This window comes from Microbacterium sp. MMO-35, from assembly GCF_037147555.1.
Lineage (GTDB): Bacteria > Actinomycetota > Actinomycetes > Actinomycetales > Microbacteriaceae > Microbacterium.
Map to the genome: position 1 here is coordinate 322147 of NZ_JBBCVH010000005.1, position 15295 is coordinate 337441.

Sequence of the window (15295 nt, forward strand, 5' to 3'; positions counted from 1 at the left end):
GCGCGGCGGAGGCCGCGGACGTCAGAACAGGGTCGCCGACGGCTCCGGTGCGCGCACAGCGCGCACCGGAGCCGTTCCGCGTGCGCGGGCGGGACGGTCCTCGGAATGCAGCGCCTCGAGACCGTGCAGTCGGATCAGCGGCTTGACGCGCCGGCCGAGCCACTGCCGGTAGTCCTTCGGGGCCTCGGCGGCCGCACCCGGGTACAGTGCCCGATACGACGACAGCAGGTCGGGCCGATGCTCGGAGAGCCACTGGAGGAACCACGGCTTCACGCCGGGCCGCAGGTGCAGCGCTCCGTAGATCACGTGATCGGCGCCCGCCTCCTTGATCCGTCGCAGCGCATCGTCGATCGCGGCCACCGAATCGGTGAGATGCGGCAGGATCGGCATCAGGAACACCCCCACCCGGAATCCGGCGTCGCTGAGGGCCCGCACCGTGTCGAGTCGCGCCTGGGTCGACGGCGCCCCGTGCTCGATCGCCTCGCGCAGCGTCTCGTCGAACATCGCGATCGACAGCTGCACGTCGACCGGCACGCGGGTCGCGGCTTCGACGAGCACCGGGATGTCGCGGCGGATCAGCGTGCCCTTGGTGAGCACCGAGAACGGCGTACCGGAGTCCGCGAGCGCGCGGATGATCCCCGGCATGAGCCGGTACCGCCCCTCCGCGCGCTGATACGGATCCGTGTTGGTCCCGAGGGCCACCGTCTCGTGCCTCCAGGATCCCCGGCGCAGCTCCTTCTCGAGCGTCTCGACCACATTCACCTTGACGACGATCTGCGAGTCGAAGTCGCGCCCCGCATCCAGATCCAGGTAGGTGTGCGTCCCCCGGGCGAAGCAGTAGACGCAGGCATGACTGCAGCCGCGATACGGGTTGACCGTCCAGGAGAAGGGCATCTTCGACGGACCGGGCACGTGGTTCAGCGCCGACTTCGCCAGCACCTCGTGGAAGGTCATCCCCGCGAACTCCGGCGTCGTCACCGTCCGCAGGAATCCGGTGCGGTTCTCCATGCCCGGCAGCGCCTGCGCGTCGGTGTCGTCGATCCTCTGCCCCTGCCATCTCATGACGATATTCGAACATAAGAACGATAGTGGGTCAAGGTCAATGGGGAGAAAGATTCGAGGATGGGAGATCTTCAGGTCGGGCGGTGAGAATGGAGCCGTGGCATACCCGAGGCACCCGACACGCTCTCGCGGCATGCATTCGCGCGTGGTGCTGCTGTTGTTCGTCACGATCGGATTGGCTGTCGCGCTGATCGGCGCGCTCTGGTCGCTCGCCGACGGCTCGGCGCAGAACGGTCCCGCCGGCGCGGCCGAGGATCCGGATCCGGTCGCCGCGGCGGCGGGGATCGAGATGCCCGAGGCCGCGACGAGCCTGCCCGCGGTGCGGCTGCGCGCCGTCGCCGTCGCGGACCCGTGCGGGCAGGCCGCGGTGCAGCAGGCGCTGGCCTCGGGCGGGGATGACGCGGTGGTGTCGGCGTTCGGCGGGGGTGCCGCGTTCCGCGGCGCCGTGGCGACGGGGAACGCGCCGTGCGTCGACCTGTCCGATCCGCACCGCGACTGGGTCGTGGTGAACAAGGCGCGCCCCCTGAACCCGGTGACGTTCGCGCCGTCCTCGTTCGGGGACGTCGCGCTGTCGGTGGACGGCGCCGGCTCCCTCCGCGCGGACACGGCCCAGGCGCTCGACCAGCTGTCCGCCGCCGCGGATGCCGCGGGCGTCGGGACGATCGCGCTCGCCAGCGGCTACCGCTCCTACGACACCCAGGTGCAGACCTACTCCGGGCAGATCGCGCAGTACGGACAGGCGCAGGGGGACGCGCTCTCCGCCCGTCCCGGACACAGCGAGCATCAGACCGGGCTCGCCGCGGACGTCGTCTCCTGCGCGGGCGGCTGCGGCAGCATCGACTCGTTCGGCGGCACCGACGCCGGCGCCTGGGTCGCGCAGAACGCCTGGCAGTACGGCTTCATCGTCCGCTACGGGGCCGGACAGACGGGGGTCACCGGCTACGACCCCGAGCCCTGGCACCTGCGCTACCTCGGCGTGCCGCTCGCGACGGCCTATCACGACGGCGGCTACGCCACCCTCGAGCAGTTCTTCGGGCTCCCCGCGGCCCCGGCGTACCCCGGCTGACCGGCCGCGCGGGGCCGCCCGGTCCGGGGTATGGACCCATCGCACAAACGTGACACGGAGTCTCACGCAGGGTGGGATGCATTCCCACAATCGACGCCGGGATCCGCGGGATCCCGCATAGGATCGCCAGTGCGAAGACGCATCAACGATCTGGAGGAGCGCGATGGAACGCGACATCTACGACGAGGATCACGAGGCTTTCCGGGGTCTCGTCAAGGACTTCATCGGCCGCCACGTCACGAACGAGACCATCGACCGCTGGGAGGCGGCCGGCGAGATCGATCGCGCGACCATGCTCGCGGCGGGCGAGGCCGGCCTGATCGGGCTCTCCGTGCCCGAGGAGTTCGGCGGGGCCGGCATGCTGCAGGACTACCGCTTCCGCACCATCGTGATGGAGGAGGTCATCGCCGCAGGTGCGGGGTCGCTGGCCGGGGCCTTCGGGATCCAGGACGACCTGGCCGTCCCCTACCTCGTGCATATGGGCACCCCCGAGCAGAAGGCGAAGTGGCTGCCCCGCATGGCGACCGGCGAGGTGCTCGGCGCCCTCGCGATGACGGACCCTGGCGCCGGCTCCGACCTGCGCGGCATCAAGACCAACGCGAAGAAGGTCGACGGCGGCTACATCCTCAACGGCGCGAAGACGTTCATCTCCTCGGGCACCACGGCGGACATCGTGGTGACCTTCGTCAAGACGGGGGAGGGCAACCGGCCCGACGCGTTCAGCCTGCTGATCGTCGAGAAGGGCATGGAGGGCTTCGACCAGGGCAAGAAGCTCAGCAAGATGGGCTTCCACGGGTGGGACACCGCCGAGCTCAGCTTCACCGACGTCTTCATCCCCGACGAGAACCTCATCAGCGGCAAGGAGGGTCAGGGGTTCATCCAGCTCATGATGAACCTGCCGCTCGAGCGCCTGTCGATCGGCGTCGCCGCGGCGGCCGCGGCCGAGGCGGCGACGAACTGGACCATCGCCTACACGAAGGACCGCGAGGCGTTCGGAGAGCGCATCGCCGACTTCCAGAACACCCGCTTCCGCCTCGCCGACATGGTCACCACCACCGAGGTGATGTGGGCGTACGTCGACCGCGCGCTGCTCGCCTACAAGGACAGCAAGCTGTCGGCCGAGGACGCCGCGAAGGTCAAGTTCTGGACGACGGAGCGCGAGTGGGAGGTGCTCGACACCGGCGTGCAGCTCCACGGCGGCTACGGCTACATCATGGAGTACCCGATCGCGAAGGCCTTCACCGATGCCCGGGTGCACCGCATCTACGGCGGCACCAACGAGATCATGCGCGACCTCGTCGGACGCCAGATCGCGGGCAAGCGCTGAACGCCTCCTGAGCGCAGAAGGGCCCTCGGATCCACGGATCCGGGGGCCCTTCTCGTCGCCGTGCCGGATCGTCCTCCACAATCGCGGATCCGGAGCAGTTCTCCACCGATCCCGTGGGCGGCCGGCCGGACGCTCCGCCGGGCGGCCAGGCTGAGCGCATGAATCCCGACGCTCTGCGCGATCTCGCGCTCGATGACGATGACGACCTCCGCGACGCGGTGGAGCTGCTGCTCCACCGCGCGAACCAGCGGCAGCTGTGGCTGCTCTTCATCGACGGCCGGGGGCGGCTCGGTGAGCCGCTCATGCCGATGGCCGACTATCCCTCCGACCCGCTCGAGGTGGTGCCGATCGACGATCTCGGCGACGTGGCACAGGCGCAGGCCCTCGCGCACCGGATCGGAATGCTCCGTGAGATCACCGGCAATGCCGCCGTGGTGCTCGTGTGGGAGCGGGTCGGCGATGCGCGGGTGGGCGGAGAGGAGGACGATGTGCGTCTCTGGGCCCGGGCGATGCGGCGGCAGGCGTCATCGCTCGGCGTTCCGCTGCGGGCGCAGTTCCTGCTGCACGCGCAGGGTGTGCGCCAGCTCCACGCCGACGACTGGGCCTGAGCATGCGGGTGTCGTCGCAGGGGTAGGAAGAGAACTCCTACTTTGGTAGTATCCCGGGTGTGGCGCACGTGAAGGTCAGTCTCAGCCTGAGCGAGGAGGACCTCGCCTTCCTCGACGCGGAGACGCGCGACGGGCGTTACGCCTCCCGCTCGGCCGCCACCCAGGAGGCGGTACGCCTGCTGCGGGAGAGCCGTCTCGCCGATGCCTATGCCGCCGCCTATGCCGAGGGCTACGACCGGGAGTGGGACGGAGCCGTCGGGGACGGGCTCGCGCCCGCGTCCGCGTGAACGAGGGCTGGGCGCTTCGGCGCGGACAGATCGTGCTGGTCTCTCTCGATCCGGCGGTGGGTTCGGAGGCGAGGAAGACTCGTCCGGCCGTGATCGTGACCAACAACACGGCCAACGCGGTCGCCGGACGCAGCATCCGAGCGACCATCACGGTCGTGCCGCTGACGTCGAACACGGACCGGATCCTGCCTTTCCAGGTGCTGCTCTCGGCGGAGGCGACCGGGCTCGATCGCGATGCCAAGGCCCAGGCCGAGCAGGTCCGCACGATCGCCGTGGAGCGCGTCGTGCGGCCGGTCGGCGGAGTCCCCGCGGAGCTCATGGGTGCACTCGACGAGGCGCTCCGCGTTCACTTGGCGCTCTAGGTCCTGCAAGCGCGGAGCTCCGGGCGACGTGACGCCCGGCGGCGTCCTGCGGTGTCGTCCGACGCCCTCGGATCCACGGATCCGAGGGCGTTCTCCGTGCACGGCCGCCTGCGGGAAACCCGGCGGGAAGAACTTCGGTATTCAGTGTTGCTATGTACCGGTACTCAGTGTTACTGTCTACCAGTAGTCAACAACACTGAGTAGATGAAGGAGGCGATCGCGATGGCGAGTCAGATGACCGAGATGCTCAAGGGCACCCTCGAGGGGGTCGTCCTGGCGATCCTGGCCGAGCGATCGGCCTATGGATACGAGATCACCACGCGGCTGCGGGACGGAGGCTTCTCCGACATCGCGGAGGGCACCGTCTACGCGCTGCTGGTGCGCATCGAGCAGAGGGGCCTCGTGGACGTCGAGAAGGTCCCTTCCGAGAAGGGGCCGCCGCGCAAGGTGTACTCGCTCAACACGCAGGGGCGGGATCAGCTCGCCGAGTTCTGGAGGACCTGGAGCTTCCTCGCAGAGCACATCGAACAGCTCCGCCGCACCGACAGCACCCGCACGACCGACATGAATGAAGGAGCCTGACATGGCCGCCAAGTGGATCGAAGCCCTCACGGGGTCCCTCGAGCAGAAGAAGCAGTACAAGCAGGACAAGGCCCGCATCGAGGCCCTTCCGTCCCCCTATGCGGAGGCCGCCACCGCGATGCACCGCTATCTCATGTACGCCGGCGGGATCACCGACGGCGACACCATGGTGCAGATGTACACCGACATGGCCGATCTCTGGGAGCGCGCCGCCGTCGACCGCACCCCGGTGCGCGACATCGTCGGCGACGACCCGGTCGACTTCGCCGAGACGTTCGCCAAGGCGTACGCCGGCCGCGAGTGGATCGACAAGGAGCGCGCCCGGTTCGCGAAGGCGATCGACGACGCCGAAGGAAAGGGGAACCGATCATGACCACCCTCACCGCCCCCGCGATCCGCGTGCGGGGCGTCACCAAGGCGTTCAAGGACCTGCAGGTCCTCCGCGGCGTCGACTTCGAGGTCGAGCGGGGCAGCATCTTCGCCCTGCTCGGCTCGAACGGCGCCGGCAAGACCACGCTGGTGCGGATCCTGTCGACGCTGCTCAAGGCCGACGGGGGATCCGCGACCGTGCACGGCAACGACGTCGCCGCGGCGCCGAACGCAGTGCGCGAGGCGATCAGCCTCACCGGGCAATTCGCCGCCGTCGACGAGATCCTCACCGGCCGGGAGAACCTCGTGCTCGTCGCGAAGCTGCGTCACCTGAAGGATCCCGGATCCGTCGCCGACGCCCTGCTCGCCCGGTTCTCGCTCACCGACGCCGGAGGGCGGCGCGCCGGCACCTACTCCGGCGGCATGCGTCGCCGGCTCGACATCGCGATGAGCCTGATCGGCGATCCGCCGATCATCTTCCTCGACGAGCCGACCACCGGCCTCGACCCGCAGGCGCGGATCGAGGTGTGGGACACCGTGAAGGAGCTCGCGCACGGCGGCACCACGGTGCTGCTCACCACCCAGTACCTCGACGAGGCGGAGCAGCTGGCCGACCGGATCGCGATCCTGCACGAGGGCACCATCATCCAGAACGGCACCCTCGCCGAGCTGAAGAAGCTGCTGCCGCAGACGACCGTCGAGTACGTCGAGAAGCAGCCCACCCTCGAGGAGGTCTTCCTCGCCCTCGTCGGCCCGTCGGCGGCCGGCAGCCAGACCGAGAAGGAGGCATCGAAATGACCAGTCACGTCCTCAGCGACACCGGCACGCTCACCGGCCGTTCGCTCAAGCACATCCTGCGCAGTCCGGACACGATCATCACCACGGCGGTGACCCCGATCGCGCTCATGCTGCTGTTCGTCTACGTGCTCGGCGGGGCGATCCACACCGGATCCGACCAGTCGTACATCGACTACATGCTGCCCGGCATCCTGCTCATCACGATCGCCTCGGGCATCGCGTACACCTCGTACCGGCTGTTCCTGGACCTGCAGGGCGGGATCTTCGAGCGGTTCCAGTCCATGCCGATCGCGCGATCGAGCGTGCTCTGGGCGCACGTGCTCACCTCGCTCGTCGCGAACATCGTCTCAGTGGCGATCGTGGTCGGCGTCGCGTTCGCGATGGGCTTCCGCACCGGGGCCTCGGTCGGGGCGTGGCTCGCCGTGGCTGGGATCCTCATCCTGTTCACCCTGTCGCTGACCTGGCTCGCCGTGATCGCGGGCCTGAGCGCCAAGACCGTGGACGGCGCGAGCGCGTTCAGCTACCCGCTGATCTTCCTGCCGTTCATCAGCTCGGCGTTCGTGCCGACCTCGTCGATGCCCGGGCCCGTGGCCTGGTTCGCGGAATACCAGCCCGTGACCTCGATCGTGAACACCATCCGCGCGCTGTTCGACGGCCGGCCGGTGGGATCCAGCATCGGGATCGCACTCGCCTGGATGGTCGGGATCCTCGTCGTCGCCTATGCCGCCGCGATCGTCATCTACCGGAAGAAGATCAGCTGAGCCGTGCTGCGGCCGGCTGATCCGAACCGGATCGAACCGCCTTCGGCGCCCCGTGCGCCCGGAGGCGGTTCGAGGCGGTTCGGGCGGCGTCTCAGCTCAGCGGTACCGCGGCGGCCTCGCGTGCGGCGCGAGAGGCGGGCGAGGCGGATCCGATCCGCCAGTACCCGCAGAAGCTCACCTGCTCCTTGTCGACGCCGCGCTCGCCGACGAGCAGCTTGCGCGCACCGGAGGCCAGCGCCTGCTCGCCGGCGGCATAGGCGTGGAACGGTGCGTCCGGCAGCGACAGGTCGCGCAGGGCGGCGAGGACGCGCGATCCCGGCCGGTGCGCCGCGGTGCGCACGATCCGGTGCACCGCGATGCCGGCGGGATGCGGAAAGTCGAGCGCGTCCTCGGCGGTCGGCGCCTCGAGCAGCACGGATCCCGTCGCGTGCGCGGGAAGGGAGGCGCAGATCGATGCGATCGCGGGGAGGGCCGTCTCGTCGCCGACGAGCACGACCCGGTCGGTCCCCCGCGCGGGGTTGAAGGTGAGTCCCTCGTCGATGACGAGCACGGGCTCGCCGGGGCTGCAGGTCTCCGCCCAGCGGGACGCCGGGCCCGCGGTCCCCTCGGCGGCGGAGCCGTGCAGCACGAAGTCGACGTCGAGCTCGGCGCCGGCGGCGGCCGTCGCGGGCCGGAACGCGCGCACGCTGTAGTTGCGCATGACCGGGCGCTCGCCGTCGGGGATGCGCAGGAACTTCAGGTAGCCGAGCGTGCTGTTCGCCTTCGCCGGCACGCGGCCGAGCCCCGCATCGCCGCCGACGGGCAGGAAAAGCCGGAACCACTGGTCGTAGCCCATCGGCGTGAACCGCTCGATCTCGCCGCCGCCGAAGGTGACGCGGATCCAGTGCGGAGCGAGCCGCTCCGTCCGCAGCACGGTGAGGGGCACGAGCCCGGCCGAGGCCGGCTTGACCATCTTGCTGTACGCCATCGGGAAACCTTTCGGGGTCGGGTCAGAGCCGCCAGGGGAAGAACAGGACGAAGATCGTCGCGGATGTGGCGAGCATCAGGACGAGGAAGACGATGTCGCGCCCGCCGAACGGCACCTCGTGCCGTTCGGTGCGGGTCGGATAGGCGCCGAAGGCCCGCGCGTCCATGGCGAGCGCCACGCGCTCGGCATGCCGGATCGCGCTCGCCAGCAGAGGCACGATGTACCCCCAGCCGCGTGCGATCCGAGCGAACGGGCCCCGTCCGCCGTGGGTTCCGCGCACCCGATGCGCCGCGCGGATGACGCCGAGCTCGTAGCCGAACCGCGGCACGAACCGGTACGCCGCGAGCACCGTGTAGCCGATCCGGTAGGGCACCCGCAGCTGCTGCACCCCCGCGCGCGCGAGGTCGGGGCCGGTGGTCGTGAGACCCGGGATGAGCGCCAGTCCGAGGATCGCCGCGAGCCGCAGGCCCGTCGCGAGCCCCGATTCCAGGGCGCCGGCATGCAGCGCCCAGCCGCCGATACGCAGCACCTCCGGGGTCGCGGCGACCCGCGCCGGATCCGTCCACAGCGCCATGGCGGCTGCGAGCACGAGGACGCCCGCGGGGACCGCCGCCAGCAGCAGCGCCCAGACGCGTCCGGTGAGGCGGGCGCCGGTGAGGACGACGGCGTAGGAGAGCGCGAGGAACGCCGTCGGCGTCGCCAGGTCGCGCACGAACAGCAGCACCACCATCGCGGGCACCACGGCGCCGAGCTTGGCGAGCGGGTTCAGGCGGTGCAGCCAGGCGTGCGGAGGATGCGGCGCGGCGTAGGGATCGAGGTGAGGATCGTCGTCGGTGCGCGCGGCGGCCGGGTTCTCCGCCGGGGTGCCGGGAGGGCGCGAGACGGTGCCGGCTGCCGTGCTCGGGGCGTCGTCGTCCGCCGGGTTCGCGCCGGCGTCGCCGCCGGCTGCCGTGCTCAGGCCGTCGTCGCCGGACGGGGTGCGCGGCGGCGCCGCGTCGTCGGAAAGCAGGGTCCGCAGTGCGGGCGGGATCGCCGCATAGGCCGCGGGGAGGGGGATGCCGCCATCGCGCACCAGCGCCGGCGTCGCGCCCGCGGCGACGACGGATCCGCCCTCGACGAGCACGGTGTGCGTCGTGTGCCGCACGACGAGATCGAGGTCATGCGTGACGAAGAGGATCGTCGTGCCCTCGGCGCGCAGCTCGCGGAACAGGGCGAGCAGCTCGTCGGTGCGACGGAGGTCCTGGCCGAAGGTCGGCTCGTCGAGCACCAGGATCCTCGGGCGGGCGATGAGCGCGGTGCCGACGGAGAGACGGCGCTTCTCACCGCCGGAGAGCAGGTAGGAGTGCGTCCCGGCCTTGTCGGCGAGGCCGAATCGGTCGAGCATCGCCTGCACGCGTTCGGCGATCTCGGCCGGCGGCGTGTGCTGCAGTCGAAGCCCGTGCGCGAGCTCGTCGAACACGGTGTGCGCGATGAACTGGTGCTCCGGGTTCTGGAACACGAAGCCGCGGTGGGCGGCGAGGGCGCGCGGCGACGCCGTCGCCGGATCGATCCCGTCGAGGAGGACGCGACCGCGCGGCGGGGACACGACGCCGGCCAGCGCCTGCACGAGCGTGGTCTTGCCCGCGCCGTTCGGTCCGATGACGGCCGTGATCGAGGCGCGGGCGATGTCGAGGTCGACGCCGTGCAGGACCGGGACGCCGCCGCGCACCACCTCGAGGCCGCGCGCTGTGATGATCGGCTCGGTGGTGGTCGTGGTGGAGGCGGTGGTGGTGGCGTCGAACTCCGTCGATCCGGGGTCTTTCGCGGGCGATGCGCCGATCGTCCGCGGGGTCGACGGAGGTCCGGACAGCGGCGCACCCGCATCCCGGTCGCGCAGCGCGTCCTCGAGTTCCGCGGCGGTGAGCGGGAGCGGGTCGAGGGGATCCGCCCGCAGCCCCGGTACCCGGGCGTTCAGCCTTCGTGCGGCGAGGGCGGCGGTGGGCAGGCGCACCCCGAGCCCGATCAGGTCGTCGGCGTGCGCGCGGAGCACCTCCGCGGCGGGGCCGTCGAAGGCCTGCCGGCCTTCGTGGTCGAGCACGAGAGCCCGGGTCGCCAGGGGCAGCACCTCGTCGAGATCGTGCTCGACGAGGACGATCGCCCGGTCGGGGCCGGCGATGTCGGCGAGCGCGGCGTGCACCTCGGCGGCGCCCGCCGGATCGAGGTTCGCCGTGGGCTCGTCGAGGATCAGCACGGGCGCGGCGGTGGCGAGGGCGGCGGCGATCGCGAGGCGCTGCTTCCCGCCGCCGGACAGCCGGTCGGGGTTCTCGTGCCTGCGCTCCCACAGACCCATCCGGCGCAGGGCCCGCTCCGCCCGATCGAGCACCTCTGCGACCGGCAGGCAGAGGTTCTCCAGAGCGAACGCGACCTCGTCGAGCAGGGATCCGGTGACGATCTGCGCATCCGGATCCTGGAAGACGATGCTGACGTCGCGGCTCAGCACGGCGACCGGGGTCGTCGCGGTGTCGTGGCCCCGGATCGCGACGGATCCGATGACCCCGGCCTCGAGCGAGTGGGGGATCAGCCCGCCGAGCGCGAGCGCGAGAGTCGACTTTCCCGATCCGGAGGGGCCGAGGAGAAGCACGACCTCGCCGGCGCGCACGTCGAAGGACAGGTTCCGCACGGCGGGGTCGTCCGCACCGCGATGCGTGATCGTGAGATCGCGCACGCGCAGGAGCGGGGCGGGGGGCATGGGGCTCCGATCGGGAAGCTTGCTTAGGCAAGCCTAACCTAGGCGACGCAGGCGTCGCAGACGATCGGATGCGCTCAGTGCGGGGCGACGCCGGCGCGGCGCAGCGAGATCCCGATCCGCAGCCCGATCGCGGTCCAGGCGATCGGGCCGAGCACCGCCAGGGGGAGGTAGATGATCCGCGCCCAGAGCGGCAGTTTGTCGAGGTCGACGGCGAAGAACACCACGACCGCGATGATCACGCCGATGATCGCGGCAGAGACGAAGAACCGCCACGCACCCCAGGCGCGGTACCGCGTGAGGGCCGCGACGCCCTCCTGGATGAGGCCGAACAGCAGGGCGGTGCCGAGGAAGCGCGGGAACCAGATCGGATTGAAGGCGCTCGCCACCAGCGCGGCGAGCACGTGGGTGAGCAGCGCGACCAAGGGTCGGCGCAGCACCTCCTGCGCGATGATGCCCGGCAGCACATGCGAGCCCAGCACCAGCCCGTAGGCGAAGGGCGCGCCCGCGATCACGGGGATCGTGACCCACCCGGCCGCCGCGCCGAGGAGTCCCGTGGCGACCCCGATGGCGGCGCAGACGAGCAGGATCCGCGTGGGCAGCGGGGAGCGGGCGGCGGGCACCCGTCCAGCGTACCGGCGGCGTCGGACAGCGCGGCCGGGAGAAACCGACCCGGGGTCGCACCCGTCCCCGAGGGCTCAGATCCGACGGCGTCGCGGCGTGAGACGCACCGGCGGGATCGGCGGTGCGGGGATCCGCTCGTCGCCGTGCCCGACGACGTGGCCGAACCGGTCGGATCCGGCCTCCCAGTCCTCGCGCGCCTGCGCGATCTCCTCGTGACTGCGGGCGGCGAAGTTCCACCACATCACGAGATCCTGCTCGAAGGGCTCGCCGCCGAGGAGGAAGAGCAGCGCCCCGCCCTCGCTCGTCACGGTGACGGAGGCGCGGGAGTCGCCGAGGAACAGCACGTCGTCAACGTCGAGCGCGGTCTCCGCGAGCTCGGCTCCCGAGACGCGGGCGTCACCCGTGACGAGCAGCAGTCCGTGCTCCCAGGCCGGGTCGAAGGGCAGCGCGACGGTCGTGCCGGGTGCCACGCGGATCTCCGCGCCGACGATGGGCGTGTGGGCGGTCGCCGGGGAGGAGACACCGGCATAGGAGCCCATGACCACGGTGACCTCGGCGTCGGATCCGCTCTCCGCGCGCAGGGCGAGCCCCGGCAGGGACAGATGCTGCTCGAACCCCGGAGTCCCGGTCGCGGCGCCGTCCGGCAGCACCACCCAGAGCTGCAGGGCGTCGAGCGGCCCCGCCTCCTCGCCCACCGAGTACTCGGAGTGGGCGATGCCGTTCCCGGCGGTCATCAGGTTCAGCTGCCCGCGGCGCAGGACCACGTCGCTGTCGATGGTGTCGCGGTGCCGGATCTCGCCGACCAGCGGCCAGGTCACCGTCTGCAGGCCGATGTGCGGATGCGGCTCGACGCGCATGCGCACCTCGGCCGGGCCGAAGCGGTCGAGGAAGCACCAGGCGCCGATGGTCGGCACGTCCTTGCTCGGCAGCACCCGCAGCACGTTCATCGCCCGCACGCCGCCGAGGGGTACCTCGCGCGCCTCGAGCAGCGCGGCGCGGGGGCCGTGCAGGCTCATGCCGGGTCCTCGGCGGACGGCTCGGCGGGGAAGCGCACCGTGGCGCCCGGTACCTCGTGCGTGCGCAGGTACTTGTTGATGTACGGGCAGTACGGCACGATCGTGTCGCCGGTGGCGGCCGCGTCGGTGAGCGCCTCTGCGGCGAGCTTCGACGCGAGGCCCTGTCCCTGGAACGCCGGATCCACCTCGGTGTGGGTGAACAGGATCATCCCCGGGCGGCGCTGGAACTCGGCGAATCCGGCGAGCTCGCCGTCGCTGGTGATCTCATAGCGGGACTCTGCCTCGTTCAGGGTCACGGCGGTCTCGGGCATGACGCTCCTTCGTCGATGGCGGCGGTTCGCGTCCAACCTACGCCCGGACGGAGGCGCCGGGGCCGGGAGGCGTCCGGCTCCGTGCCCCCGGGGGCGCTCGCACAATTCAGGCTGGTCCGCGGCGGAAGGACGGAAAGTCCCCGGTTCCGTCCGCTTCTGCGCCCTCCAGCCTGAATCAGGATGGGCGAGGCGCCCTGTGGACAACGGCCTCGGGTGTCGGCCCGCCTCGTTACGCTGGAGGCATGCCCCAGAACGATCCGCGAGACCCCTATGCGGATCTGCCGTGGTCCGACGCGCCGCTCGACGACCCGTACGCCGACCTGCCCTACGCGGATGAGCCGTGGGAGGCTGCGCCCCCGCCCGAGGAGGGCGAGTGGGCGGGATCCCCGGGGGCGGTCCCGCAGAGCAGCTTCCCGGTTCCCGCCGCCCTTCGGGAGCCTCAGGCGCCGGCGACTCCCGCGCCCAGCCGGTTCCCCACGCCGCTCGCCGCGCTCGCCGCGGTCTACGGCTACGACGCGTTCCGCGGCGACCAGGCCGCGATCATCGACCAGGTGGTCGCCGGCGGCGACGCGGTCGTGCTCATGCCGACCGGAGGCGGCAAGAGCCTCTGCTACCAGGTCCCCGCGCTCGTCCGCGAGGGCACCGGTCTCGTCGTCAGCCCGCTCATCGCGCTCATGCACGATCAGGTCGACGCCCTGCGGGCCAACGGCGTGCGCGCCGAGTACCTGAACTCCACGCAGACGGCGGCCGAGCGCGCCGAGGTCGAGCGGGCGTACCTCGCAGGCGAGGTCGACCTCCTCTACGTCGCCCCCGAGCGGCTCTCGAACGCGCAGACCCTGGGGCTCCTGCAGCGCGGATCCCTCAGCGTCATCGCGATCGACGAGGCGCACTGCGTGTCGCAGTGGGGTCACGACTTCCGCCCCGACTACCTCGCGCTCGGGGGCCTGGCCGAGCGCTTCCCCGGCGTCCCCCGCATCGCGCTCACGGCGACCGCGACGCGCGAGACGCATCGCGAGATCACCGAGCGGCTGCACCTGCCGCAGGCGAAGCACTTCGTCGCGAGCTTCGACCGGCCCAACATCCAGTACCGGATCGACCCCAAGGTCGACGTCCGCAAGCAGCTCGTCTCCTTCATCCGGAGCCAGCCCGAGGGATCCGCCGGCATCGTCTACGCGCTCAGCCGCTCCTCGGTCGAGCAGACGGCCGAGTACCTCAGCGCGCAGGGGCTCGACGCGATCCCGTACCACGCGGGGCTCGACGCGGGCACGCGCGCGGCTCACCAGTCGCGGTTCCTGCGCGAGGACGGCGTGATCGTGGTCGCCACGATCGCCTTCGGGATGGGCATCGACAAGCCGGACGTGCGCTTCGTGGCGCACGTCGATCTGCCGAAGTCGGTCGAGGGGTACTACCAGGAGACCGGCCGCGCGGGTCGCGACGGCGAGCCCTCGGTCGCGTGGATGGCGTACGGCCTCGGCGACGTGGTGCAGCAGCGCCGCTTCATCCAGCAGGGCGAGGGCGACCGCGCGACCAAGCAGCGGCAGAACCAGCACCTCGACGCGATGCTCGCGCTCTGCGAGACGGTCGACTGCCGTCGGCAGAACCTGCTCGGCTACTTCGGCCAGGCGGCGGAGCCGTGCGGCAACTGCGACACCTGCCTCACCCCTCCGGACAGCTGGGACGGGCTGATCCCCGCGCAGAAGCTCCTCTCCACGATCGTCCGGCTGCAGCGCGAGCGCCGCCAGTCCTTCGGGGCGGGGCACCTCATCGACATCCTCCGCGGCGCATCGACGGAGAAGATCCGCAAGTTCCGGCACGACGAGCTCGCGACCTACGGGATCGGATCCGACCTCACCGACGCGCAGTGGCGCTCGGTCGTGCGGCAGCTGCTCGCCCAGGGGCTCATGCAGGCGCAGGGCGAATACGGCACCCTCGCGGTGAGCGAGGCGAGCGGCGGCGTGCTCGCCGGGACGACCCCGGTGAAGCTGCGCCACGATGTCGTCTCCCGCGCGGGTTCGGCCGGGGGAGGGTGCTCCGCCAAGAGGAACGCGGCCGAGGCGCTCGCCGAGGCAGATCGGGGGCTGTTCGAGGCGCTGCGGGCCTGGCGTGCGCAGACCGCACGCGCACAGGGCGTGCCGGCGTACGTCGTGTTCGGCGATGCGACCCTGCGCGCCCTGGCCGAGCATCGCCCGGCGGAGGCGTCCGACCTGGTCGGCATCAGCGGCATCGGCGAGAAGAAGCGCGAGGCGTACGGCGAGGCCGTGCTCGAGGTCATCGCGGCCGAGGGATGACCCCGCCCGGCGGCGAGGGCCATGGGGACTCACCGCGGCAACAATCGGCCGTGCGCCCGCGGCGAGGAGGTCGTGCCCGCGCCCGAGCAGACCTCCTGTCGTCACCTCGGTGAAACACACTCGCGAGGGCGTGCGCGACAGT

General features: G+C 71.3%; 16 protein-coding genes. 10 read left to right on the top strand and 6 right to left on the bottom strand.

Annotation, left to right across the window (positions count from 1 at the left end):
* Positions 1-21: 21 nt before the first annotated feature.
* Positions 22-1062 (bottom strand): Rv2578c family radical SAM protein, encoded by a 1041-nt coding sequence (locus WFJ01_RS13035; RefSeq protein WP_251447417.1) that lies wholly within the window; start codon positions 1060-1062, stop codon positions 22-24.
* A 133-nt stretch (positions 1063-1195) separates the two neighbouring features.
* On the opposite strand from WFJ01_RS13035, the gene WFJ01_RS13040 reads away from it, so the two are divergent.
* The 9 genes from WFJ01_RS13040 to WFJ01_RS13080 all read left to right on the top strand — a co-directional run bounded on the left by WFJ01_RS13040 (position 1196) and on the right by WFJ01_RS13080 (position 7222).
* Positions 1196-2128 carry a M15 family metallopeptidase gene (locus WFJ01_RS13040; RefSeq protein WP_336629266.1) on the top strand — a complete coding sequence of 311 codons (933 nt, stop codon included), beginning with the start codon at positions 1196-1198 and terminating at the stop codon, positions 2126-2128.
* A 163-nt stretch (positions 2129-2291) separates the two neighbouring features.
* Positions 2292-3455 carry an acyl-CoA dehydrogenase family protein gene (locus WFJ01_RS13045; RefSeq protein WP_336629267.1) on the top strand — a complete coding sequence of 388 codons (1164 nt, stop codon included), beginning with the start codon at positions 2292-2294 and terminating at the stop codon, positions 3453-3455.
* A 158-nt stretch (positions 3456-3613) separates the two neighbouring features.
* On the top strand, positions 3614-4063 hold the full coding sequence (locus WFJ01_RS13050) for a hypothetical protein (protein WP_292887737.1): 450 nt from the start codon (positions 3614-3616) through the stop codon (positions 4061-4063).
* Positions 4064-4122: 59 nt separating this feature from the next.
* The gene (locus WFJ01_RS13055) at positions 4123-4350 is read left to right on the top strand and encodes a ribbon-helix-helix domain-containing protein (RefSeq protein WP_251447406.1); all 228 of its coding nucleotides are present in this window, start codon (positions 4123-4125) and stop codon (positions 4348-4350) included.
* Positions 4347-4712: a type II toxin-antitoxin system PemK/MazF family toxin gene (locus tag WFJ01_RS13060; protein ID WP_292887733.1), complete on the top strand. Its 366-nt coding sequence runs from the start codon at positions 4347-4349 to the stop codon at positions 4710-4712. The genes WFJ01_RS13055 and WFJ01_RS13060 overlap by 4 nt, the downstream gene beginning before the upstream one ends.
* A 222-nt stretch (positions 4713-4934) precedes the next feature.
* Positions 4935-5294 carry a PadR family transcriptional regulator gene (locus WFJ01_RS13065; protein WP_336629289.1) on the top strand — a complete coding sequence of 120 codons (360 nt, stop codon included), beginning with the start codon at positions 4935-4937 and terminating at the stop codon, positions 5292-5294.
* A gap of 1 nt (position 5295) precedes the next feature.
* Positions 5296-5667, top strand: coding sequence for a DUF1048 domain-containing protein (locus tag WFJ01_RS13070; protein WP_251447398.1), 372 nt, complete (start codon positions 5296-5298; stop codon positions 5665-5667).
* On the top strand, positions 5664-6461 hold the full coding sequence (locus WFJ01_RS13075; RefSeq protein ID WP_251447394.1) for an ABC transporter ATP-binding protein: 798 nt from the start codon (positions 5664-5666) through the stop codon (positions 6459-6461). The genes WFJ01_RS13070 and WFJ01_RS13075 overlap by 4 nt, the downstream gene beginning before the upstream one ends.
* Entirely contained in the window at positions 6458-7222 is a 765-nt protein-coding gene (locus WFJ01_RS13080) for an ABC transporter permease (RefSeq protein ID WP_251447391.1), read from the top strand. The genes WFJ01_RS13075 and WFJ01_RS13080 overlap by 4 nt, the downstream gene beginning before the upstream one ends.
* Before the next feature lie 91 nt (positions 7223-7313).
* Here the strand turns inward: WFJ01_RS13080 and WFJ01_RS13085 are convergent, their stop codons facing one another.
* The 5 genes from WFJ01_RS13085 to WFJ01_RS13110 all read right to left on the bottom strand — a co-directional run bounded on the left by WFJ01_RS13085 (position 7314) and on the right by WFJ01_RS13110 (position 12865).
* On the bottom strand, positions 7314-8189 hold the full coding sequence (locus WFJ01_RS13085) for a siderophore-interacting protein (RefSeq protein ID WP_336629268.1): 876 nt from the start codon (positions 8187-8189) through the stop codon (positions 7314-7316).
* Positions 8190-8211: 22 nt separating this feature from the next.
* A complete protein-coding gene (locus tag WFJ01_RS19085) occupies positions 8212-10917 on the bottom strand; it encodes an ATP-binding cassette domain-containing protein (RefSeq protein WP_442928048.1) in 2706 nt (901 codons plus the stop codon).
* A gap of 74 nt (positions 10918-10991) precedes the next feature.
* Complete coding sequence (locus WFJ01_RS13100) at positions 10992-11537, bottom strand: ECF transporter S component (RefSeq protein ID WP_251447385.1); 546 nt, start codon at positions 11535-11537, stop codon at positions 10992-10994.
* A 75-nt stretch (positions 11538-11612) separates the two neighbouring features.
* A complete protein-coding gene (locus tag WFJ01_RS13105) occupies positions 11613-12554 on the bottom strand; it encodes a pirin family protein (protein ID WP_336629269.1) in 942 nt (313 codons plus the stop codon).
* On the bottom strand, positions 12551-12865 hold the full coding sequence (locus WFJ01_RS13110) for a GNAT family N-acetyltransferase (protein WP_251447379.1): 315 nt from the start codon (positions 12863-12865) through the stop codon (positions 12551-12553). The genes WFJ01_RS13105 and WFJ01_RS13110 overlap by 4 nt, the downstream gene beginning before the upstream one ends.
* A 242-nt stretch (positions 12866-13107) precedes the next feature.
* Here WFJ01_RS13110 and recQ point away from each other — a divergent pair, with 242 nt between their 5' ends.
* Positions 13108-15153: a DNA helicase RecQ gene (gene recQ, locus WFJ01_RS13115; protein ID WP_336629270.1), complete on the top strand. Its 2046-nt coding sequence runs from the start codon at positions 13108-13110 to the stop codon at positions 15151-15153.
* Positions 15154-15295 lie beyond the last annotated feature (142 nt).

What these genes read in the sequence shown, in the direction of transcription:
- WFJ01_RS19085 (WP_442928048.1), bottom strand. Translation starts at nt 10,917, where the DNA reads ATGCCCCCCGCCCCGCTCCTGCGCGTGCGCGATCTCACGATCACGCAT.
- recQ (WP_336629270.1), top strand. Translation starts at nt 13,108, where the DNA reads ATGCCCCAGAACGATCCGCGAGACCCCTATGCGGATCTGCCGTGGTCC.
- WFJ01_RS13035 (WP_251447417.1), bottom strand. Translation starts at nt 1,062, where the DNA reads ATGAGATGGCAGGGGCAGAGGATCGACGACACCGACGCGCAGGCGCTG.
- WFJ01_RS13110 (WP_251447379.1), bottom strand. Translation starts at nt 12,865, where the DNA reads ATGCCCGAGACCGCCGTGACCCTGAACGAGGCAGAGTCCCGCTATGAG.
- WFJ01_RS13105 (WP_336629269.1), bottom strand. Translation starts at nt 12,554, where the DNA reads ATGAGCCTGCACGGCCCCCGCGCCGCGCTGCTCGAGGCGCGCGAGGTA.
- WFJ01_RS13050 (WP_292887737.1), top strand. Translation starts at nt 3,614, where the DNA reads ATGAATCCCGACGCTCTGCGCGATCTCGCGCTCGATGACGATGACGAC.
- WFJ01_RS13075 (WP_251447394.1), top strand. Translation starts at nt 5,664, where the DNA reads ATGACCACCCTCACCGCCCCCGCGATCCGCGTGCGGGGCGTCACCAAG.
- WFJ01_RS13045 (WP_336629267.1), top strand. Translation starts at nt 2,292, where the DNA reads ATGGAACGCGACATCTACGACGAGGATCACGAGGCTTTCCGGGGTCTC.
- WFJ01_RS13070 (WP_251447398.1), top strand. Translation starts at nt 5,296, where the DNA reads ATGGCCGCCAAGTGGATCGAAGCCCTCACGGGGTCCCTCGAGCAGAAG.
- WFJ01_RS13080 (WP_251447391.1), top strand. Translation starts at nt 6,458, where the DNA reads ATGACCAGTCACGTCCTCAGCGACACCGGCACGCTCACCGGCCGTTCG.
- WFJ01_RS13065 (WP_336629289.1), top strand. Translation starts at nt 4,935, where the DNA reads ATGGCGAGTCAGATGACCGAGATGCTCAAGGGCACCCTCGAGGGGGTC.
- WFJ01_RS13040 (WP_336629266.1), top strand. Translation starts at nt 1,196, where the DNA reads ATGCATTCGCGCGTGGTGCTGCTGTTGTTCGTCACGATCGGATTGGCT.
- WFJ01_RS13085 (WP_336629268.1), bottom strand. Translation starts at nt 8,189, where the DNA reads ATGGCGTACAGCAAGATGGTCAAGCCGGCCTCGGCCGGGCTCGTGCCC.